The sequence below is a fragment of the Cytobacillus sp. BC1816 genome (assembly GCF_051353635.1).
Lineage (GTDB): Bacteria > Bacillota > Bacilli > Bacillales > Cytobacillaceae > Cytobacillus > Cytobacillus oceanisediminis_C.
Genome location: NZ_CP195611.1, coordinates 2,335,463 through 2,354,998 on the forward strand (window position 1 = coordinate 2,335,463; position 19,536 = coordinate 2,354,998).

21 protein-coding genes and 1 riboswitch are annotated in these 19,536 nt (G+C 43.6%); of the genes, 17 read left to right on the forward strand and 4 right to left on the reverse strand.

Translation table 11 applies throughout. The annotated features are described in order from the left end of the window. From ACR42H_RS12000 to ACR42H_RS12015, 4 genes are read right to left on the reverse strand one after another with little or no spacing between them, the layout of a single operon-like run. Positions 1–2,289 carry a xanthine dehydrogenase family protein molybdopterin-binding subunit gene (locus ACR42H_RS12000; protein ID WP_436376378.1) on the reverse strand — a complete coding sequence of 763 codons (2,289 nt, stop codon included), beginning with the start codon at positions 2,287–2,289 and terminating at the stop codon, positions 1–3. Then, the gene (locus tag ACR42H_RS12005; RefSeq protein WP_436376380.1) at positions 2,286–3,161 is read right to left on the reverse strand and encodes an FAD binding domain-containing protein; all 876 of its coding nucleotides are present in this window, start codon (positions 3,159–3,161) and stop codon (positions 2,286–2,288) included. The genes ACR42H_RS12000 and ACR42H_RS12005 overlap by 4 nt, the downstream gene beginning before the upstream one ends. A 16-nt stretch (positions 3,162–3,177) precedes the next feature. Further along, positions 3,178–3,762 carry a nucleotidyltransferase family protein gene (locus ACR42H_RS12010; RefSeq protein ID WP_436376381.1) on the reverse strand — a complete coding sequence of 195 codons (585 nt, stop codon included), beginning with the start codon at positions 3,760–3,762 and terminating at the stop codon, positions 3,178–3,180. 3 nt (positions 3,763–3,765) lie between these two features. Further along, on the reverse strand, positions 3,766–4,254 hold the full coding sequence (locus ACR42H_RS12015) for a (2Fe-2S)-binding protein (RefSeq protein WP_113880817.1): 489 nt from the start codon (positions 4,252–4,254) through the stop codon (positions 3,766–3,768). Positions 4,255–4,433: 179 nt separating this feature from the next. Next, a riboswitch (purine riboswitch) is annotated at positions 4,434–4,531 on the reverse strand. 164 nt (positions 4,532–4,695) lie between these two features. Between ACR42H_RS12015 and ACR42H_RS12020 the strand changes: the two genes are divergently transcribed. The 17 genes from ACR42H_RS12020 (at position 4,696) to ACR42H_RS12100 (ending at position 19,518) form a co-directional block, all read left to right on the forward strand. Beyond that, entirely contained in the window at positions 4,696–5,046 is a 351-nt protein-coding gene (locus ACR42H_RS12020; RefSeq protein WP_436376382.1) for a Na-translocating system protein MpsC family protein, read from the forward strand. Positions 5,047–5,300: 254 nt separating this feature from the next. Continuing rightward, positions 5,301–6,629, forward strand: a complete 1,329-nt coding sequence (locus ACR42H_RS12025; RefSeq protein WP_436376383.1) for a nucleobase:cation symporter-2 family protein — start codon at positions 5,301–5,303, stop codon at positions 6,627–6,629. Positions 6,630–6,700: 71 nt separating this feature from the next. After that, positions 6,701–8,161 (forward strand): allantoinase AllB, encoded by a 1,461-nt coding sequence (gene allB / locus ACR42H_RS12030; protein ID WP_113880820.1) that lies wholly within the window; start codon positions 6,701–6,703, stop codon positions 8,159–8,161. A gap of 27 nt (positions 8,162–8,188) precedes the next feature. Continuing rightward, complete coding sequence (locus ACR42H_RS12035) at positions 8,189–8,779, forward strand: cysteine hydrolase family protein (RefSeq protein WP_436376385.1); 591 nt, start codon at positions 8,189–8,191, stop codon at positions 8,777–8,779. Continuing rightward, positions 8,772–9,356: a UbiX family flavin prenyltransferase gene (locus tag ACR42H_RS12040; protein WP_243856079.1), complete on the forward strand. Its 585-nt coding sequence runs from the start codon at positions 8,772–8,774 to the stop codon at positions 9,354–9,356. Before ACR42H_RS12035 ends, ACR42H_RS12040 begins: the two co-directional genes overlap by 8 nt. Next, on the forward strand, positions 9,353–10,690 hold the full coding sequence (locus ACR42H_RS12045; protein ID WP_436376387.1) for a UbiD family decarboxylase: 1,338 nt from the start codon (positions 9,353–9,355) through the stop codon (positions 10,688–10,690). The genes ACR42H_RS12040 and ACR42H_RS12045 overlap by 4 nt, the downstream gene beginning before the upstream one ends. A gap of 25 nt (positions 10,691–10,715) precedes the next feature. After that, positions 10,716–10,979 carry a BMC domain-containing protein gene (locus ACR42H_RS12050; RefSeq protein ID WP_113880824.1) on the forward strand — a complete coding sequence of 88 codons (264 nt, stop codon included), beginning with the start codon at positions 10,716–10,718 and terminating at the stop codon, positions 10,977–10,979. Positions 10,980–10,995: 16 nt separating this feature from the next. Continuing rightward, the gene (locus ACR42H_RS12055) at positions 10,996–11,955 is read left to right on the forward strand and encodes a hypothetical protein (protein ID WP_436376389.1); all 960 of its coding nucleotides are present in this window, start codon (positions 10,996–10,998) and stop codon (positions 11,953–11,955) included. A gap of 104 nt (positions 11,956–12,059) precedes the next feature. Next, the gene (locus ACR42H_RS12060; protein ID WP_436376391.1) at positions 12,060–12,476 is read left to right on the forward strand and encodes a BMC domain-containing protein; all 417 of its coding nucleotides are present in this window, start codon (positions 12,060–12,062) and stop codon (positions 12,474–12,476) included. 20 nt (positions 12,477–12,496) lie between these two features. Further along, complete coding sequence (locus tag ACR42H_RS12065) at positions 12,497–12,781, forward strand: BMC domain-containing protein (RefSeq protein WP_009334686.1); 285 nt, start codon at positions 12,497–12,499, stop codon at positions 12,779–12,781. A 2-nt stretch (positions 12,782–12,783) separates the two neighbouring features. Continuing rightward, a complete protein-coding gene (locus tag ACR42H_RS12070; protein WP_436376394.1) occupies positions 12,784–13,515 on the forward strand; it encodes a hypothetical protein in 732 nt (243 codons plus the stop codon). Between the two features lie 13 nt (positions 13,516–13,528). Next, positions 13,529–13,804, forward strand: a complete 276-nt coding sequence (locus ACR42H_RS12075; RefSeq protein ID WP_113880828.1) for a EutN/CcmL family microcompartment protein — start codon at positions 13,529–13,531, stop codon at positions 13,802–13,804. Positions 13,805–13,807: 3 nt separating this feature from the next. After that, positions 13,808–15,619: an adenine deaminase gene (ade, locus tag ACR42H_RS12080; RefSeq protein ID WP_436376396.1), complete on the forward strand. Its 1,812-nt coding sequence runs from the start codon at positions 13,808–13,810 to the stop codon at positions 15,617–15,619. A gap of 65 nt (positions 15,620–15,684) precedes the next feature. After that, entirely contained in the window at positions 15,685–16,368 is a 684-nt protein-coding gene (locus ACR42H_RS12085; RefSeq protein ID WP_134177223.1) for a cyclase family protein, read from the forward strand. Between the two features lie 20 nt (positions 16,369–16,388). Continuing rightward, positions 16,389–17,012: a DUF1989 domain-containing protein gene (locus ACR42H_RS12090; RefSeq protein WP_436376398.1), complete on the forward strand. Its 624-nt coding sequence runs from the start codon at positions 16,389–16,391 to the stop codon at positions 17,010–17,012. Next, positions 17,012–18,184, forward strand: coding sequence for a M20 family metallopeptidase (locus ACR42H_RS12095; RefSeq protein ID WP_436376400.1), 1,173 nt, complete (start codon positions 17,012–17,014; stop codon positions 18,182–18,184). Before ACR42H_RS12090 ends, ACR42H_RS12095 begins: the two co-directional genes overlap by 1 nt. Continuing rightward, positions 18,181–19,518 carry a 5'-deoxyadenosine deaminase gene (locus ACR42H_RS12100; protein ID WP_436376402.1) on the forward strand — a complete coding sequence of 446 codons (1,338 nt, stop codon included), beginning with the start codon at positions 18,181–18,183 and terminating at the stop codon, positions 19,516–19,518. Before ACR42H_RS12095 ends, ACR42H_RS12100 begins: the two co-directional genes overlap by 4 nt. The last annotated feature ends 18 nt before the right edge of the window (positions 19,519–19,536 follow it).

Here is a 19,536-nt window from a genome sequence, read left to right on the forward strand (position 1 = left end):
TCACCTTGCAGATTGGACTTTTTGTTTTTTGAGATCTTTTAATGCATTAAAAACTCTTTCAGGAGTAGCAGGCAGGTGGAAGATTCTAGCCCCTGTTGCATCACATATGGCTGACATGATAGCAGCAATAATCGGAATCATTACAACCTCTCCAATTCCCTTTGCCCCAAAAGGCCCTGATTGTTCGGGCTCTTCAACAGGGAAGGTCTCAATCAATGGTGTCTCGCGAATAGTAGGGATGATATAATCAGTGAAATTCCGTGTCTTATGATAACCATTTTCTATCAGTACATCTTCAAAAAGAGTATAGCCGATCCCCATTACTGCTCCGCCTTCAGCCTGGCCCTCCAGCCCCTGGGGATTCATGACTTTTCCTGCATCAGGGATGGAAACAACCCGCAAAACATCCGTTTCACCAGTTAAAGTATCTACTTCAACCATCACTACATGGGTTAAATATCCGTATAAATGATGGGGAGCACCGCCTGAGCCTTTGATTTCTTCCTTTTCTTTTGGAAGGTAGAAGTGTCCTTCTACTCTGGCAGACTGATGATGATCATAAAGGTACTTATGGATAGACTTATAGGGTATGATTTGTCCATCGGCTGCAATATAGTTTGGTCTTATGTCAATCCTTGATGCTTGTAAATTCAGCATTTCTGCAGCTGTTTGAATAAGAAGCTCAGTCATCTTGGGTGCTGCTGCGGCAACAGCTCTTCCGCCGGTATAGGTGGACCGGGAGGCAGTTACAGTACCGCCATCAAGTGTCCTCTGTGTATCTCCTTGAACGATCATGATATTGCTGATATCACAGTTCAGCATCTCAGCCGCAATTTGGGCATACACAGTGCTATTGCCTCCGCCGATTTCCTCGCATCCGACACCTACAAGGAATTTTCCGTCGGGCAGAAGTTCGATAGAGGCGGCTCCATAATCAGGCAGGCCAATGCCCATTCCAATGCCATGAAAGGAAGTTGCGAGAGACACTCCCCGTTTTTTCCATGGCTCACTCACTTCGGATTTATACTTTTCACGGTTCTTCCATAGATCGCAATTTTCTGCGGTTTCAAGCGTTTTATAGGTGCCCACACTGGATTTGACAATGTGGCCGACACTTGAAACTTCGCCCTGATGATAGACATTTTTTTTGCGCAGTTCAATTGGATTCATTCCCAGTTTTTCTGCAATCATATCCATATGGGTTTCAATTCCCATACATACCTGGTTCACTCCAAAGCCTCTGAAGGCACCGGCAATGCCATTATTGGTATAAACACAGAAGCCTTCGAGATCCACATTTGGAATTTTATAAGGGCCGCATGAATGTTCGATAGCCAGAGCGATGACTGCCCCTCCGAGTGAAGCATAGGCACCGGTATCTCCAATAGCAGTTACCTGGTTAGCGAGCAATGTGCCGTCTTTTTTGGCAGCTGTTTTCATTTTCACTTTAAAAGGATGCCTTTTTATGCCGGCAATGACAGACTCTTCACGACTTAAATGAATTTTTACAGGCCGCCCGTTTGTATGCATGGCAAGGAGGGCCAGATAAATTTGAACCGTAATCTCATCTTTCCCGCCGAATGCTCCGCCAATAGGACTTGAAATGACTCTGATTCTTTCAGGGTTATAAGCCAGGGACCTTGCAATCTGCATTCGATCGCGGTAGGCGTATTGGCCAGGGCAGCGAATTGTGAGGAATCCTTCTTCATCCATAACTCCCCAGCCGCCTTCTGTTTCGATAAATGCATGCATTTGGCGGGGGGAGAAGTAGGTATTCTCAACAATGATGTCAGCTTCTTCGAAGGCTTCTTCAATATTTCCGTTTTTTATTTTTACATGGCTATGCAAATTGCCATCGGGATGGAGCTTTGGAGCAGAATCGGTTAAGGCATATTCAGCATCTGCAACAACTTCCAAAGGCTCATAATCCACTTTGATTAAGGTCAGTGCCTGTTCGGCAATTTCCAGTGTTTCTGCTGCAGCCAGTGCTACAGCATCCCCCGTGCACCGAACGACATCTGAGCACAGAACAGGCTGATCGGGAACTACAATCCCGAATCCATTAAAGCCGGGAATATCTTTATGGGTAAGTACACAAATAACACCTGGGAGGTTTTTAGCTGCTTCAATGTCAATGGATTTTATTTTGGCATGCGGATATTCAGATCGCAGGACCTTGCCCCAAACCATATTGTCAAAATGGTAATCTGTCATATATTTTAATTCCCCGGTTACCTTTTCCGGGCCATCAATTCTTTGTACTCTTTTTCCAACCCATTTGGTGTTCACTGGTTTTCCCACCTCCTGATTAGACGGTATAATCCTCTTTCCAGTAAAGCGCTTGCCATATCTCTTCTATATGTAGCAGTTGCTCTTCCATCTGAAATGGGCATGACCTCTTTCCAGGCTATTTTGGCGATATTCTGGATTAATTCCTCGTTAAGCTGCCCCAGGGTAAGCATTGATTCGCACTTGCGTGCACGGATAATAGTCGGCGCCACAGAACCGAAGGCGATTTTTCCTTCCGCGCATTTGCGGTCATTGTCCATTGTGAGTGAAATGGCTACATTTACAATGGAAATGGATTGTGCTTTTCGGGGGCCGAGCTTTTGGAAAATGCCTAAACCATTTGGTTTTTGCGGTTTTATTAAGATTTTTGTAATCATTTCATTTTCTTTTAAAACGGTCCTGCCGGGACCAGTGAAAAACTCTTCGATTGGAAGGGTTCGTTTATTCGTCAGGGAGGTGAGTTCGAGTATTGCACCGAGAACATACAAAGCCGGAAGGGTATCGCCTGCAGGGGAAGCAGTACCAATATTTCCCCCGATTGTTCCCATATTCTGCATTTGGGTGGCCCCGACTTCACGGGCTGCTTCCACGAGAACATCCGCTTTTCTCTGCAGTAGCTGTGATTGAATCATATCGGTATGTGTGGTCAAGGGGCCAATATGGATAAAATCTTCCCTTTCTTCGATATACCGCAGCTCTTTTAAGTTTTTAATATTAATCCATATCTCTGGCCGCCATTTGCCCTCCTTCATCCGGACTGCTGCATCTGTACCGCCAGCTATTAATTTATGTTTCCTGCCTGCCTTTGATAGCTGGTTCAGACATTCGGATAGAGAGGAAGGGGTAATCATGTCAATTTGTGATACGAGCATTGATTTACCTCCCAGGTCATTTTTTTAGGGCATTTGTATAATCTGCCTGATTATTCAGGTTGAGATGAATCTGATCATTTTCCACGGGCACCTCAAGAAGAAATTTTTCATGCTCTTGAATTACATATCTCAAGCCCATTCTTTCTTCCTTGATAGATAAAAGATCATTCCTCAATTGGGCGGAAAAGAGGATAGGGTGACCTCTTTTGCCTTGATGGCTAGGAACTGCAATCAGGCAGCCGCTTTTCACAAGAGTTTCTGCAAGCCTGTTAATGGTGAGAGATTGAAGCGGCTGGTCAACAGTTGTAATAAGAATCGTTTCTGCTGACTTGCCTGCGGTTTTAACTCCGGAAATGATTGACGAGCATTTTCCTTTATGGAATTGTTCATTCATTATGATTTTGATCGGGTATTTATTTGCGATTGGAATAAATTCTTCGGCTTTGTAACCCAAAACGACAACAATGTCAGAAAATACAGATTCCCTGAGGTTTTGCAGCTGATGCTCGAATAATGTCGTTCCTTGCCACGGCAGCAGTCCTTTTAAAGTGCCCATTCTGCTGGATCGGCCTGCAGCAAGAACAATAGCTGTATGTGTCATGGACTATCTGGCTGTTTCCGGTTCGGATATTTTTTTTGAAGCAGCGGTCTGAACTGCCTTGATAATTTTTGTATAGCCTGTACAGCGGCATAGATTGCCGCCTAAAGCTGTTTTAATTTCCTCTGCAGATGGGATCGTGTCAACTTCATCTAAAAATGCTTTAGCTGATACGATGATTCCCGGGGTACAGTAACCGCACTGTGTTGCCCCTTCAGCAATAAATGATTCCTGAATTACATCCAGATTTGGCGATAGGCCGACTCCTTCACAAGTTGTGATCACCTGGTTTTGCGCCTGACCAGCGAGGACTAGACAGGAGCATACAACCTCTTTATTGATTAGTACAGAGCATGATCCGCACTCTCCCTTTCCGCAGCATTCCTTGCTGGCAGTCAATCCTAAATCTTCCCTCAAGACATCCAGGAGCGTTTTAGCAGGCGGGCAAACGACCGTACGTTCCTTTCCGTTAACAATAAACTGAATACTTTTCAAATCTTCGCCTCCTCATAGAACTTTGAAACTTAAAAATGACAATGAGAAATAGTGTGAGTATTAAGGGATTATAGCCTGGCGAGCAAGCTGAGGTATTTAAATTATGATATTATGCATATTCTTCTAAATAGACTAATAAGCACAAAAAAATTCCTGCACAAAAGGTTCCTGGCTGCTGTCCACAGGAAAATGCCTTTCGTAGATAGGAATTCCGGTTCCTAGTAGAAACCCTCAAACCGATTATTGAGGTTATACGAAAAATTCTATTTGATTTTTCAGTGTGCTGGAGGAAGGTATTATCAAGACAATTATAGAAATAGAGGGGGAGTTGATTTGTAGTGTAATAGTTAAGTTAATATTTTGTCAAGTAAGAATTTTCTGATAAATTGTATTGACTTATAAAACTGCCTTGTTTAATATAGTGAATAACAGGAGGACTACATGACTGTAATAACCTCAAAATTTCATCAATCATTAAAAAAAGATCTCGCTTTTCTTTATAATCGTGTCAATCAGGAGATCTACGGTACAGGCGTCAAGAAACAGCGTCTTGAAACTTTTGATGATAGAGTCATCATATTTGCACAGCATAAGCGTGTACAGGCACTGCATATGCTAAGCCAGAACTTTCATCACCTGACAATATCGGTTGATTCAGCATTGATTGTTGAATTTAAATCGCTTTTAAAGGGTCTGATTGAAGATTCTCTCCATTTGAAAGTCAAAACGATTTTAAAAGATTACGATCCTGATACCGAAGAAGCATGCACAGTTATTTATTTTGAAGAATAGCAGTTTTATAATATGTTTGGGGAAGCTGTGCATGCCGCAGTTTTTCTTAAACCTGAATATCGGAGCGGTTCCTTTGCCTTTTGTTTAACGGAAGCTGAATGAAACCGCAGTAATAGAACATCTATGTGTACTTTGATGTTATCTATTGCTGCGGTTTTTTTTATACTCTTTTTTCTTTTGGGAGGTGATGCCTGTTTTTATCCGCTGGAGTCAGGCTGAGGCATAACAAAGAATTATACCTGGAGGGGAAGTCTTTGGAAAAGCTAAATCCTTGGAAAGTAGGGACTTTGGGATTTCAGCATGTGCTGGCCATGTATGCAGGTGCTGTTATTGTTCCACTGATTGTTGGACCGGCAATAGGGCTCACGGCCCAGCAGCTTGCTTATTTAATTTCAATTGATTTATTTACTTGCGGGATTGCTACATTGCTTCAAGTAATAGGGGGGAGGCATTTTGGCATAAGGCTCCCGGTGATTCTTGGATGTACTTTTACAGCAGTCGGACCCATGATTGCCATCGGGAATTTGCAGGGCATTACAGCCATCTACGGGGCCATTATAGCTTCGGGAATCATCGTCATGATCTTATCTCAATTTATGAGTAAAATAATGAGATTTTTCCCGCCGGTCGTAACCGGTTCAGTGGTAGCTATTATTGGGGTTTCCTTGATCCCTGTTGCAATGAATAATGCTGCAGGAGGGCTTGGTTCCCCAGAATATGGGAGTGCCCAGAATTTATTCCTGGCTGCATTTACACTGGTTCTGATTATTTTAATGAACAGGTTCTTTAAAGGCTATATGAGAGCTATATCTGTGCTGCTTTCATTGGCGGCCGGAACGATCACTGCTTACTTTATGGGGCTCGTCAGCTTTGCTGAAGTCAGCCAGGCTTCCTGGTTTCATGTCGTTCAGCCATTCTATTTCGGATTTCCGACATTCAATGCCTCGGCCATACTTACAATGACTTTAGTAGCCATTGTGAGCATGATTGAATCTACTGGGGTATTTCTGGCTCTCGGAGATGTCTGCGAGAGAAAGCTGGACTCCAAAGACATAAAAAAAGGGCTGCGTGCAGAGGGGCTGGCTGTTGTAATAGGAGGAATCTTTAATGCATTTCCTTATACATCCTTTTCACAGAATGTGGGACTTGTAGCGCTAACTAAAGTAAAAACGAGAAATGTAGTTATCGCAGCTGGCGTTATATTAATGGTTTTGGGGCTTTTGCCTAAAGTGGCAGCTCTGACCACGATTATCCCTATGGCTGTTCTTGGCGGAGCAATGATTCCAATGTTTGGAATGGTTATTTCATCCGGAATCAGAATGCTTTCTGTTGTTGATTTCAGCCAAAATGAAAACTTGCTTATCGTTGCCTGTTCCATAGGAATCGGACTTGGTTCGGCAGTTGTCCCGCAAATTTTTGAAAGTCTTCCAACTAGCGCACGCTTGCTGGTTGAAAATGGAATCGTGCTGGGAAGCATCACAGCAATTTTATTAAATTTGGTATTTAATTATAAAGATTTAAATATAAGTGAAAGTGAAAGAATCGAACAGCTGAAAGGAGATCATTCAGCTGAAGCGATTTAAATGCAATTGCTGAAATCATCTGCCTCTTCTTCGGTAGGCAGAAATCCAAATAATAGATAGGAGCAGGAGAAATGGATTTAATTTTGAAAAATGCAAACATTCCCCAGGGAGATCGTCAGGTTTTAACAAATATTCTAGTAAACAAGGGAAAAATTGTTGGCTACACGAATGACATTTCTTTTCTAAATGCAGCCAGGGTGATTGATATTAAAGGAAAATTAGTCGTTCCAGGCTGTATTGATCCGCATACTCATTTTATGGATCCAGGCTTCACTCATAGAGAAACTTTTGCAACTGGCAGCCGTTCTGCAGCAGCCGGAGGCTTAACAACCATTATAGATATGCCATGCTGCAGCAAGCCATCCGTTCGAGATGGGGAGAGTTTCAATAAAAAAATCGGACCAATCAGGGATCAGGCTTATATTGATTACTGTTTCTGGGGCGGCATGACTGGAGAGGATGCACGTGAAGGCTGGATTGATAATATTTATCCGCAGATTGACCAGGGGGTTGTTGCCTTTAAAGTTTACATGACTCCTTCTGTACCTACCTTCCCTAAAGTATCGGACGCAGAGATGCTGGAAATCTTCAGTAATGTTGCAAAAACCGGTCTCCCAATTGGTGTTCATGCTGAAAACTATGATATCTGCACATTTTATTCCAAGAAACTTGAAAAAGAAGGGCGCCTTGACGGACCAGCATGGGCTGAAGCGCGTTCAAGCCTCGCTGAGAAGGTGGCCATTGAACTGATTCTCAGCTTTGCAGAAGCTACAGACGCACGTGTACATGTGGTACATATGAGCACAAAAGAAGGCGTCGAGCTGGTTAAAGCAGCAAAGAAGCGTGGTGTTAAGGTTACAGCAGAAACCTGTCCTCACTATCTTGTTCTCAATGCAAAGGACTCCATGTCAGAGCGAGGCTCCTATGCAAAGATTGCTCCTCCTTTACGAGGAAAGGAGGACAACGAATCACACTGGCAGGCTCTGGCTGACGGAACAATCGATTTTGTCGGTACGGACCATGCTCCATATGAAATTGCAACAGAAAAGGATTATCCAGGGGCAACGATCTGGAACACCTTCCCTGGCATACCTGGTGTAGAAACAATGGTGCCGATCCTTGTCAGTGAAGGTTTAAATAAAGGCCGTTTATCCTTATCAAGATTTGTCGAGGTAACGAGCCGCAATGCCGCCATTCATTATGGCATTTATCCTAAAAAGGGATCAATGGAAATTGGCAGTGATGCTGATTTCACTGTTATCGATCTTGAGAAAGAATACGTAATAGACGAGCAGAAAACAGAATCAATGGCTAAATATAACCCTCTGCATGGCATGAAGCTTAAAGGAAAGCCAGTCCAAACGATCATTCGCGGAAACGTGATTTACGATGAAGACAAAGGCATCGTAGGAGAAGCAGGATATGGTGAGTATGTTCCGCGCCAAAGCATCCAGAGGCTTGAGAGAACATTGAAGTATGAAAAATACGAAGCGGTAAAAGCAAAAACAAAAGACCCAGTAGCACAGCAATAAATACTTAATAGAGGGAGGCTGACCGGATTGGAACTTAGGGGAAAAAAGCACTGTGTGGTCATTATTGATATGTTAAACGACTTTATCGGCGAAAAAGCAGCATTAAGGTGTGAAAATGGCGAAAAAATAGTTCCTAAAATTCAAGAGCTTATTCAATTCGCTCATGAGCACAAAATCCAGGTTGTACATGTTCAGGAAGCTCACAGAAAAAATGACAGGGATTTTCGCGTGAGGCCTGTCCATGCAGTTAAGGGAACCTGGGGTTCGGAATTCATTCCAGAGCTTCAGCCTGATGAGACCAAAGGGGATTATGTGGTCCAGAAGAGGCGGCATAGTGCATTCAGCTACACCGATTTTGATCTCTTCTTGAGAGAAGAAGAAATTGATACCGTCGTACTGACTGGAGTCTGGACCAATGTATGTGTTCGCAGCACTGCTTCTGATGCTTTGTATCATGGCTACAATGTCATTTGCATTTCAGATGCCACCGCTTCTCAGGATGACGATATGCATGTATCAGGTTTAAGAGACATGGATATCTTCGGAGATATATTATCAACAGAAAGTTACAAAAAGCTGGCTAAAAAGAAATTCTCCCAAGACGAATCGGTTGTCTAACTCCTCTGCGGAAAGGAAAAAGCGTATTTTAGTGGGCATTACCGGAGCAAGCGGATCATTGTATGCTTATACATTGATCCGCGCTCTTCATCAATTAGAGATCGAAACGCATTTAATTGCTACGGAAATGGGAGAAAAAGTAATGCAATTTGAATGCGGGGTCAAGATGGACGAGCTGAAGGGGTATGCCACTATCCACAGCAACCGGAATCTTTTCGCTGCGGTTGCCAGCGGATCCTTTAAGACAGACGGAATGGTTATCGTGCCATGTTCAATGAATACATTGGGAGCTATTGCGAATGGGGTCGGCGATACGCTATTAAGCAGGGCTGCCAGTGTTGTCTTGAAGGAGAATCGAAAGTTCATTATTGTTCCTCGGGAAGCACCTTTTAATTTGATTCATCTGCGCAATATGACACTTCTTGCTGAGAGTGGAGCATGTATAATGCCTGCATCACCAGGCTTTTATCATAAGCCTACGGAAATATGGGAGCTGGCCAACTTTATGGTGGCAAGGATCTTGGACATGATGGATATTGACCATGAGCTGCTGGAGAGATGGGGGGAAAAGGCATGAACCCTGTAACAATGAGGGCATTGCTGGATAGATGGGAGAGCAGGGGACTTCTTCATCGGGTGAAAAAAGAGGTGGATCCTATGCACGAGCTGGGGGCAGTGATAAATGCCAAACATGGAAGAGAGCCTTTTTTATTTGAAAAAATTAAAGGCTATCAATCTTCCATGGCAGCCGGTTTGGGAGGTGACAGAGAGCTGATGGCTGACAGCATGGGAATCCAATCTGCCGAACTTATTCCTAGAATCATCAACTCAATTGTTAACCCCATTCCAACCACGTTAAGGCAAACTGGCCCTGTTCAGGAGAATCTGGTGACCGGGGAATTCGATCTTGCAGACTTGTTTCCTATTCCAACCTATCATGCGGAAGACTCAGGTGCTTATTATGTTTCAGGAATATTGGTAGTTAAAGATTTATCTGGGAGGAAAAGATATACCTCCATACGCAGAATGCAATATCTTGGCGAGAATCGAACGAATATTCTCATAACCTCCCCTGAGCTGATGGAGCAATATGCCCATTATGAAAGCATGGGCGAACCGATGGAAGTGGCTGTTATGTTTGGCGTGGTACCGGCTGTTGTATTAAGTTCTCAGATTAGTACACATTTGTATCATACCGACAAATTGGATGTAGCAGGTGCACTGCTTGGCCAGTCCCTTGATGTTGTTCAATGCAAAACGGTCGATCTGGAAGTACTGGCTGAGGCGGAAATCGTTTTGGAAGGCAGAATGCTTCCATATGAAAGAGAACTGGAAGGGCCGTTTGGCGAACTGGCAGGTTATTATGGCACCAGGACGCCTCAGCCGGTTGTAGAGTTTTCAGCGGTTACTTACCGTGATCAAGCTATCTCACAGACTATTTTTCCATCAAGCTATGAAGAAAGGCTGCCAATGGCGCTTGTAAGGGAAGCCACACTTTTAAGCACCGTCCGGCAAGTGGTTCCAAATATAAAAGCTGTACATATCCCGATGGGCGGGGTGGCTCGTTATCATGCAGTCATTCAAATTGAGAAGAAGCATGATGGTGACGGCAAACAGGCAGCACTCGCAGCTTTTGCAAGCGATAAGGATTTAAAGCATGTGGTTGTTGTGAATGATGATGTCGATATTTTTGATTCGGACGATGTTGAATGGGCCATAGCTACAAGAGTGCAGGCAGGTGATGACATATTTATCGTACAAGGTGCAAAGGGATCGCCGCTTGAGTCTTCCCATCATTTAAAAGGAGTCAGTGATAAGATGGGCATCGATGCAACCTATCCGCTTGGAAAAGAAGAGTTATTTAAAAGGACTTCAATCCCCATTGAAGTGAATCTGGAAGACTATCTTTAAGCTTCTGCAGTAAAGGAGGTCAAAAATGAAGGCAATCGGCTTGATTGAAACAAGAGGGTTGACAGCGGCTATTGAAGCGCTGGACTCAATGGCAAAAGCAGCAAATGTCAGTTTAGTTGATTTAAAGAGGGTCGGATCCGGCCTTGTCACCGTCATTATCGAGGGTGATGTCGCAGCAGTGGCCGCAGCTGTTGAGGTTGGGAAGACTGCTCACACAATGACTGGAGGAGAACTGGTTTCGGCTAATGTTATTCCACGCCCTCATTCAGAACTTCGCAAAATTCTTTAATGGAGGTGCATAATGTGTGTCTGACTTTATTAAAAGTGTTGTAGAAGAAGTGATGAAGCCTTACGGCAAGTCAAAGGTAAACCCCATTAATAGAGTTTCCAATCAGTCCCCTCCAAGCAGTCAGCAGGAAACGAAGAGGACTATACAAGGCATTAGCCGGCCTAATTACCAGAAGGAAAAAATGAATAAAAGAATTTCAGTGCATCATGCCGTACCGGTTAAGACTGGCGATTTACATCCAAACCTTAGTAGGCAAACCGATTCTCTTGCTTCTCCCAAGGCTTCAGCTAAGGAAAAAATTGCACAGCTTCAAACCCTATCCCTGGTACAGGGGAAACAGCCGGTTTCTTCTAAGACTGGCTTTGCTGATATAAGACCTGATCGAAATGCAAGAGAAAGCCAGCTTATCGGACAAACGCCGGAGGGTGTAAAAGTCTGGCTTTTCTCAGACCTTCATCCTGCTCTTGAAAGCTCTTTTCAGCGGGAATTAAAAACACCCTCAATCGGCGTAATCACTTCAGAAAAATGCACGCCCGGCCAGTTATTTATGCTGAATGACCTTTTAAGAGAGTTTCCTTCATTAAGATATTGCCTGACATGGGACAAAAACAGCGGGCAATCCTTTTCGCTGGAGCTATATGAAAAGGATCATAGATCACTATTAAGCGCTTTAAAGAGCTTCTTTAAAAAACTTTCCCAAAAATCCTTTAAAACTGCTCAAATCTATAGAGAAAAATCCCCCAGTCCATGGCTTACAAAGCAATTGGGGCTGAACTCTTCAATAGGCGGTGTAGCTGTCATTGAGGGAATCGACTACTATTCGGCTATTTTGCTCCTTGACCGTTACATGAAAAAAAGCACTTCTGAACAATTCAATTTTTTAATAGAGAAGAAATATTTGCTGCTTCATGGAAACTATGATGAGGTATCTCGCATTTCTGATCGGCTTCATAAGGAATTCGGCAGAATTAAATAGATGTCAGCCAGAATCGCTGTCACAGATCAGCACTATTCATCCCGAAAGCATCTTATAGGCACGGAGAGAAGCTTTGTCAATTTTACAGGAGGAGGATTTTTCAGTTGCAAGCATTAGGTTTGATTGAAACCGTTGGTTATTCAACAGCAGTTTCTGCAGCAGATGCAGCCGTAAAAGCAGCAGACGTAGAAATTGTAGGAATTGAAAAAGTAATAGGAGTGGAGGGCTTTCTGGGCGTGACCATCCATTTCAACGGGGATGTAGCGGCTGTGAAGTCTGCTGTCGATGCTGGTGTGAGTGCTGCAGAGAGAATTGGAAAAGTAATTTCTGCTCATGTTATCCCTCGTGCACACAGTGAATTAGCGGGAAAACTGCTTCCGAATTTTAAACTGGAAGATATACATCCTGGTACTGAGGCTGAGGGGGATAAGAAACTTGAAGCGGAGCCGAAAAGAAAAAAGCAAAAGAAAGAAAGCAATAACCTTAAGGATAACGATACAGATAAACCATCAGTACAGTAAATTTAAGGAGGAAAAACACAATGGGTGAAGCATTGGGATTAATCGAGACAAAAGGTCTGGTAGGCGCAGTAGAGGCAGCGGATGCAATGGTTAAAGCAGCTAATGTGGAGATCTGCGGATATGAAAAAGTGGGATTTGGTCTTGTAACGGTCATGGTCAGAGGGGACGTCGGAGCGGTTAAAGCTGCCACCGATGCAGGAGCGGAAGCGGCCAGCAGAGTAGGAGAACTCATTTCGGTACATGTCATTCCAAGGCCGCACAGCGAAGTTGAAAGAGCACTATTATCAAAAAATATCGGTGAATAAGCATGAGCAGCAAAAAGCAGAGTGTTATGGCAAAAAACACTCTGCAGGAGCTTTACCTGCGAAATTACAGCTGCAGAGACAGAAAACCTCACATCCTGGCTCTTTTGACCTCTCATATGATAGGAATGGAACCAGGATTTTCTTACTTGAAAAAGTTAACAAAGGAAGATATTACACTAAGAATGGCTGCTGAGAAAGAAATGCTTAAACAATTTCCGCTTCAGGAGTTAGTTTTTCTGACTGGAAATGACGATTGGATCTCTCCTGCAGCGGTTCATGACCAGTCAATTGATCATTTCGATGAAATCTTTTTGCCTATACTATCTTTTTCTTTAATAACAGACATATTGTCCCTTAACGAAAAAAGACCATTGGTGCAGATCATCCTTAAGGGCTTATTAAAGGGAAAACGGGTCACGGCTTTAAAGTCTGGAGGTGATCCTTTCAGCCAATATTGGAAACTGAAAGGAATGGATAAAGGCCCGGACTTGTTAAAAAGAAAGCTCGGTCAGCATATGGCAGAGCTGAAGATGCTCGGAATCAGATTAATAGATTTCAATGAACAAGCAGACTTTGCTGTTCAGCATTTGAAGAAAACGGTTATTACCGATGAATCAGTCCGGTTTGCCCATTTGAATATGCTTGATGAAATAGCTGTTCCAAAAGGGGCTATCATTACCCCTCTTGCAAGAGATACAGCAAAGGAACTGAAGATCGAAATCATTTTACTTTAAGGGGAAGATCTTTATGCAAATGGGAATAGTGGTTGGTCGTGTAACTGCCACTAGAAAAGATGATAATCTGGTTGGCACAAAATTATTAATTACCCAGCCTTTAGGATTGGATGGATCGCTGTTACCGAACCCCATTATAACCGTTGATACTGTTGGTGCCGGAATAGGAGAAAAGGTCATATATGTGACTGGAAGCATGGCATCAAGAGCCGTCCAAAATAAAGATGCTCCTATAGATGCAGCCATTATCGGAATTATTGACAGTATAGAAGGAGAGACAGGGGGTTAATAAATGGATGCAAAAGACATAAAAAAGGCAGTGCAATACCGCAAGCTTATTGACGTGCTGCTTGATTCCAGCCAGTTTGCTGATGTAGTCCTAAAAGGCGGATACTTCATCAATGTCATCACCCGGGAGATTTATAAAGCAGATGTCGCGATGAAAGGCGAATATATTTTAATGGCTGGAGATGCAAAAGACTTAATCGGGCCAAAAACGAAAGTGGAAGACATACAAGGGAAATTCGTATGTCCCGGGTTTATTGATTCTCATATGCATTTTGAAAGTGCAATGCTGACATGTACGGAATTCTCCAAGCTTTCCATTCCGACTGGAACCACCACTCTGATCGGAGATCCGCATGAAATTGGGAATGTCTTGGGGGTTCACGGGATGCAGGCGATGATTGAAGAAGCAAAGACACTTCCTAACCGGATTCTTTTCACAGTTCCCTGCGCGGTGCCTGATGCTCCCGGACTTGAAACCTCCGGATTTGATGTGACCTCCAAGGATATGAAAGAGCTATTGGCTGACCCAAATGTGCAGGGAATTGGCGAGATCCAAAGCTTCAGCAATATCAGGCCGGTATATGAGCATGCCCCGGAATTAATAGACGACCTTGTTGCCGCAGTTTCCTATGCTAACAGCATAGGAAAAACGGTTGAAGGGAATGCACCAGGCTTGTTTGGCAAAGAGCTTGCAGCCCATATTATCAGTGGCGGGAACCATGTGTCCTGCCATGAGACTACGACGAAAGAAGAAACAGTCGAAAAGCTGCGGAATGGTGTAAGTGTGTTCATGCGTGAAGGCTCCTCCCAAAGAAATATGGCAGACTGTATTCGTGCCATAACAGAGGATGGACTCGATTCCCGCCGTGCAATCCTTGTATCAGACGATATGGTGCCTGCTGATCTGTTAAATTACGGACATATGAATGATATTGTCCGCAGAACTATTGCTGTAGGCATTGATCCTGTAGAAGCCATCCAAATGGCGACCATAAATCCGGCTTCCCATTTTGGCTTTAAAGATGTAGGGGTAATTGCACCAGGCAAACGGGCTGATGTTGTCGTAATCAGCGATCTGAATAATATGACCGTTGACCAGGTATATCTTGCAGGAAAAAAAGCAGCAGAAAAAGGCGAATTAACCATAGATATTGCTCCTTACATATATCCGGAAAGTGTGAAAAAGTCAGTGAAGAGAAAACCTGTAACACTAAAGGAGCTGGGTATTGAGGCATCAGGCAGCCGAGCAAAAGTAAGGGCAATTGAAGCTATACCTTTTCAGAACTTAACTGGCGGAAGTGAGTTCACTCTGAATGTCAAAGACGGAATTGTGCTGCCTTGCCTTAAGCAGGACGTGCTGCCGCTACTGGTTGTAGAACGCCACGGCAGAACAGGAAAAATCGGCAAGACTTTCCTGCATGGCTTTGATTTGAAAAGCGGTGCCATTGCAGAAAGCGTCGCCCATGATACACACAATATCATCGTAACTGGGACAAACTACGAAGATATGGTAACTGCGGTGAACCGTGTAATTGCAATGGATGGCGGTATAGCGATGATAAAGGATAGCAAAGTAGTCGGTGACCTGCCATTAAGGATTGGCGGTTTAATGACAGACGAATTAACCGGAAAAGAAATGAGTGAAAAGGTAGACGAATTATCGCAGCTTGCCAAAGATGTTCTTGGCTGCGGCATGGAAGTTCCGTTTATGCATTTATCATTCTGGTCACTGGTAACAAGCCCTAAGTGGAAAATTACAGATATGGGCCTAATCGATGTAGATAAGTTTGAGGTCATTCCGACCATTATTAATTGAACTAAAAGCGGCGTTCCCTGCCGCTTTTCATATAGTAAAAGAATTTGCAGGCAAGGAGGAACACCATGGGAGTTAAATTAGTCGATTTAACACAGGAAATTTATCAGGGGATGCCTGTTTTTCCCCTTCATCAAAAAACAATGATTTTCCCAAATATCTCTCACGAAGAAAGTGAAAAGCAAGTAGGATTTATGTTTGCAACCAATAATCTATTAATCAATGAACATGGGCCAACCCATAGCGATGCAACCTATGAATATGATCCAAGCGGCAAATACATCGATGAAATGCCGCTTGAATATTTTTACGGGCCCGCAGTTTGCCTGGATGTGTCCCACATCCAGCCTGATCGATATATTACAGACCGTGATCTCGAGACGGCATTGCGGAAATCACAACAATTTATTGAAAAAGGCGATATCGTTCTCCTCTATACCGGCCACTATAATCGCTCTTATGGTACAGAGAAATGGCTCACAACCTATACGGGCCTGAATTATCAAGCAGCAAAATGGCTGGCTGAAAAAGGTGCGGTCAATATAGGCATCGATGCCCCGGCCATTGACCATCCGGATGATCCCAAATACTCCGGGCACCTCATTTGCAGGGAGTATGGGATAACCAATACGGAAAATCTCTGTAATCTCGATCAAATTGCAGGAATGCGATTTCTATATTTCGGACTGCCGCTCAGGATTCGAAAGGGAACGGGATCTCCAGTGCGTGCTGTTGCCGTTTTCATTGAATAACAACAAAGGTTGGTGATCAAATGAAAGAGGTTTTTAACAGGGGGAAGATCAGGGACGAAATTATTATCCCCCCTTATGAAGGAAGAAGTGCTCTGATTCACAAAGGAGAAGAGCTCATTATTATTGATATGGAAGGAAAACAAGTGGGGGATTTTGTCTGTTTTAACTATAAAGATCCTGAGGAACATGTTTCACCTGTTCATATGCGTGCCTCATTAAGCAGCATTCGGCTTAAAACGGGAGATTGGCTTTACAGCAACCGCCGCCGCCCGCTGATGCAGGTGGTGGAAGACACTGTTGGAAAACATGATTTTTTCTTTCCTGCTTGTGATTATTACCGCTATAAAGTTGATTTTGGCAAGGAGGATCACCCCAATTGCCATGATAATATTGCGGCTGCTTTGAAAAAGTATGATATTCACCCTCCTGTCATTCCGGATCCCATCAATATATTTATGAATAATGTCCTTGATGATGCCGGTGATTATGTCATTACCGAGCCTCTTTCCAAGCCTGGTGATTACATAAGGCTGAAAGCATTGTGCGATGTTGTAATTGCCTGTACAACCTGTTCCCAGGACATGGCACCGGTTAATGGGTTTAAAGTGACCCCTATTAAAATGCAAATTGTGGAGGCGGATTAATGAATGATATTCAGTTTCTTCAGCAGCTGCTTCAAATCGACAGCTCTAATCCGCCCGGAAACGAACATTTAGTGACTGAAGCATTTATTAACAGATGCAAACAAAATGGTCTGCCGTTTAAAGTGACAATGCTTGATGAGACTCGAAGCAATTTTGAAGTTACGCTTCCGGGAAAAAGCGGTAAACAGCTCGTCTTATGCGGCCATATGGATACCGTTTCTCCTGGAACGGGAGAATGGATTTACTCTCCATTTTCAGGAGAAATCGCATGTGGACGCATATATGGCAGAGGAGCTTCTGATATGAAAAGCGGTCTTGCAGCGATGTTCCTCGCTTTGGAAGAGCTTTATCTCACGAGTACTGTACCCCCTGCTGGCGTTACATTTTTGGCAACAGCCGGGGAGGAAGTCGACAGCTGCGGGGCAAGGGCTTTTATAAAAGAGAATGACTGCAGAAAAATCGATGCATTAATCATTGCAGAACCAACAAATGAAAAAATTGTGATTGGCCATAAGGGGGCACTTTGGCTTGAAATAACAGCGTATGGAAAAACATCTCACGGTTCGATGCCGGAACAGGGAATAAATGCAGTAGATCATATGATTAAAATAGTCCGGCTATTGGATGAAATGAAAATTGAATGGAAAACAGAAAAGGAGCCCCTCGGACAAAGCAGTCTGGCTGTTACCATGATTGAAGGCGGTGTGCAGACCAATGTCATTCCAGATAAATGCAGCATCAGAGCAGATATAAGAACCGTCCCTCCTCAATCCCATTCCAGTTTTAAAAACATGCTAAAATCCAAGCTTGATCTGCTGATGGATCAAGGAGAAATTTATAAATACAGTATTGAAACCATTCTTGATCGTCCATCTATTTTAACGGATCCTGCTGAGGACATTATTCAAATAGCGCAAATGATCAGGGGCGAATCGGCAGCAAACCATTACGGGGTGTCCTACTACACAGATGGTGCTGTTCTTAATCCAAGGAGTGAAATTCCTACCTTGATTTACGGCCCGGGTGACGAAAAGCTTGCCCATCAGCCAAACGAGTGGGTTAGTCTGGAGGCTTATCAGCGCTCCATTCAATTTTACAGGCAGCTTATCATGACCTATGGAAAGCTTGAGCCCGGAGAACCAAGTTCTGTGCAAGGGAGAGGGGAAAATTGAGCAGTATTCTGATAAAAAATGCTGAAATCATCACGATGAACACAGCTGAAGAAATCTTCTTCGGCGACCTTTATATTGTGGATGACCGCATCGCTGAAATTGGCCAAAACTTAGCACATAAAGCTGATAAAGTAGTGGATGCATCAGGAAAAACAATTATACCCGGATTTATCCAGACACATATTCATCTATGCCAGACCTTATTCCGAGGGCAGGCTGATGATCTTGAACTGCTTGATTGGCTGAAGCAGAAAATCTGGCCGCTGGAGGCCTCTCATGATGAAGAATCCATCTACTATTCTGCCATGCTGGGGATTGGCGAATTGCTGCAAAGCGGAACAACAACTGTGGTGGACATGGAGACAGTCAATCATACCGAATTTGCATTTCAGGCAATTTCCGAAAGCGGCATACGGGCACTTGCCGGAAAGGTCATGATGGATAAGGGGGAAGAGGTGCCGGTTCCGTTAAGAGAAAATACCTTAAAGTCCATCCAGCAAAGCGTAGATCTGCTTGAAAAATGGCATAATCACGATAATGGACGAATACAATATGCCTTCTGTCCCCGTTTTGTCGTTTCCTGCACAGAGGAATTGCTGACAAATGTCAGGGATCTTTCTGCACAGTACAATGTAAGGGTCCATACGCACGCATCGGAAAATGCAAATGAAATTCTGCTTGTCGAAAGAGAATTAGGCATGCGGAATGTCGTTTACCTGGACAGCATTGGGCTTGCCAATGAAAGGCTGATTCTTGCGCATTGTGTTTGGCTTGATGAAGAAGAAAGAAAGATCATCAAAGAGCGTGGTGTAAAGGTCAGCCATTGTCCGGGATCCAATTTAAAGCTGGCATCAGGTGTAGCAGAAATTCCTTCCTTATTGGATCAGCAGGCTTTTGTCAGCCTGGGTGCTGATGGTGCTCCATGCAATAACAATCTGGATATGTTCAATGAAATGAGATTGGCTGCAATCATTCAGAAGCCTGTACATGGACCAACAGCAATGGATGCCAGAACAGTCTTCAGAATGGCTACGATCGGCGGAGCTAAAGCAGTTGGAATGGAGAAGGAAATTGGAAGCCTTGAGCCCGGCAAGAAGGCAGACCTTGCTATTCTTAATCTGAATGATTTTCATGTGTATCCGTCATTTGGTATCGACACCATCTCCAGGATTGTCTATTCAGCCACTCGCGCAGACGTAGAAACAACCATTGTAAACGGGAAAATCGTCATGGAAAATAGGAAGCTAAAAACGGTTGATAAAGAAATGGTGTTAAGAGAAGCGAACATCAGCATAAAGAGGCTGCTCAAAAGATTAGAGACAGCCGTTTATTAATCTTCTAAAACGGCTGAG

Excerpts from the sequence above, each read along its gene's own strand:
- ACR42H_RS12005 (WP_436376380.1), bottom strand. The coding sequence starts at position 3,161 with ATGCTCGTATCACAAATTGACATGATTACCCCTTCCTCTCTATCCGAA.
- ACR42H_RS12010 (WP_436376381.1), bottom strand. The coding sequence starts at position 3,762 with ATGACACATACAGCTATTGTTCTTGCTGCAGGCCGATCCAGCAGAATG.
- ACR42H_RS12020 (WP_436376382.1), top strand. The coding sequence starts at position 4,696 with ATGACTGTAATAACCTCAAAATTTCATCAATCATTAAAAAAAGATCTC.
- allB (WP_113880820.1), top strand. The coding sequence starts at position 6,701 with ATGGATTTAATTTTGAAAAATGCAAACATTCCCCAGGGAGATCGTCAG.
- ACR42H_RS12045 (WP_436376387.1), top strand. The coding sequence starts at position 9,353 with ATGAACCCTGTAACAATGAGGGCATTGCTGGATAGATGGGAGAGCAGG.
- ACR42H_RS12050 (WP_113880824.1), top strand. The coding sequence starts at position 10,716 with ATGAAGGCAATCGGCTTGATTGAAACAAGAGGGTTGACAGCGGCTATT.
- ACR42H_RS12065 (WP_009334686.1), top strand. The coding sequence starts at position 12,497 with ATGGGTGAAGCATTGGGATTAATCGAGACAAAAGGTCTGGTAGGCGCA.
- ACR42H_RS12070 (WP_436376394.1), top strand. The coding sequence starts at position 12,784 with ATGAGCAGCAAAAAGCAGAGTGTTATGGCAAAAAACACTCTGCAGGAG.
- ACR42H_RS12075 (WP_113880828.1), top strand. The coding sequence starts at position 13,529 with ATGCAAATGGGAATAGTGGTTGGTCGTGTAACTGCCACTAGAAAAGAT.
- ade (WP_436376396.1), top strand. The coding sequence starts at position 13,808 with ATGGATGCAAAAGACATAAAAAAGGCAGTGCAATACCGCAAGCTTATT.
- ACR42H_RS12085 (WP_134177223.1), top strand. The coding sequence starts at position 15,685 with ATGGGAGTTAAATTAGTCGATTTAACACAGGAAATTTATCAGGGGATG.
- ACR42H_RS12090 (WP_436376398.1), top strand. The coding sequence starts at position 16,389 with ATGAAAGAGGTTTTTAACAGGGGGAAGATCAGGGACGAAATTATTATC.
- ACR42H_RS12095 (WP_436376400.1), top strand. The coding sequence starts at position 17,012 with ATGAATGATATTCAGTTTCTTCAGCAGCTGCTTCAAATCGACAGCTCT.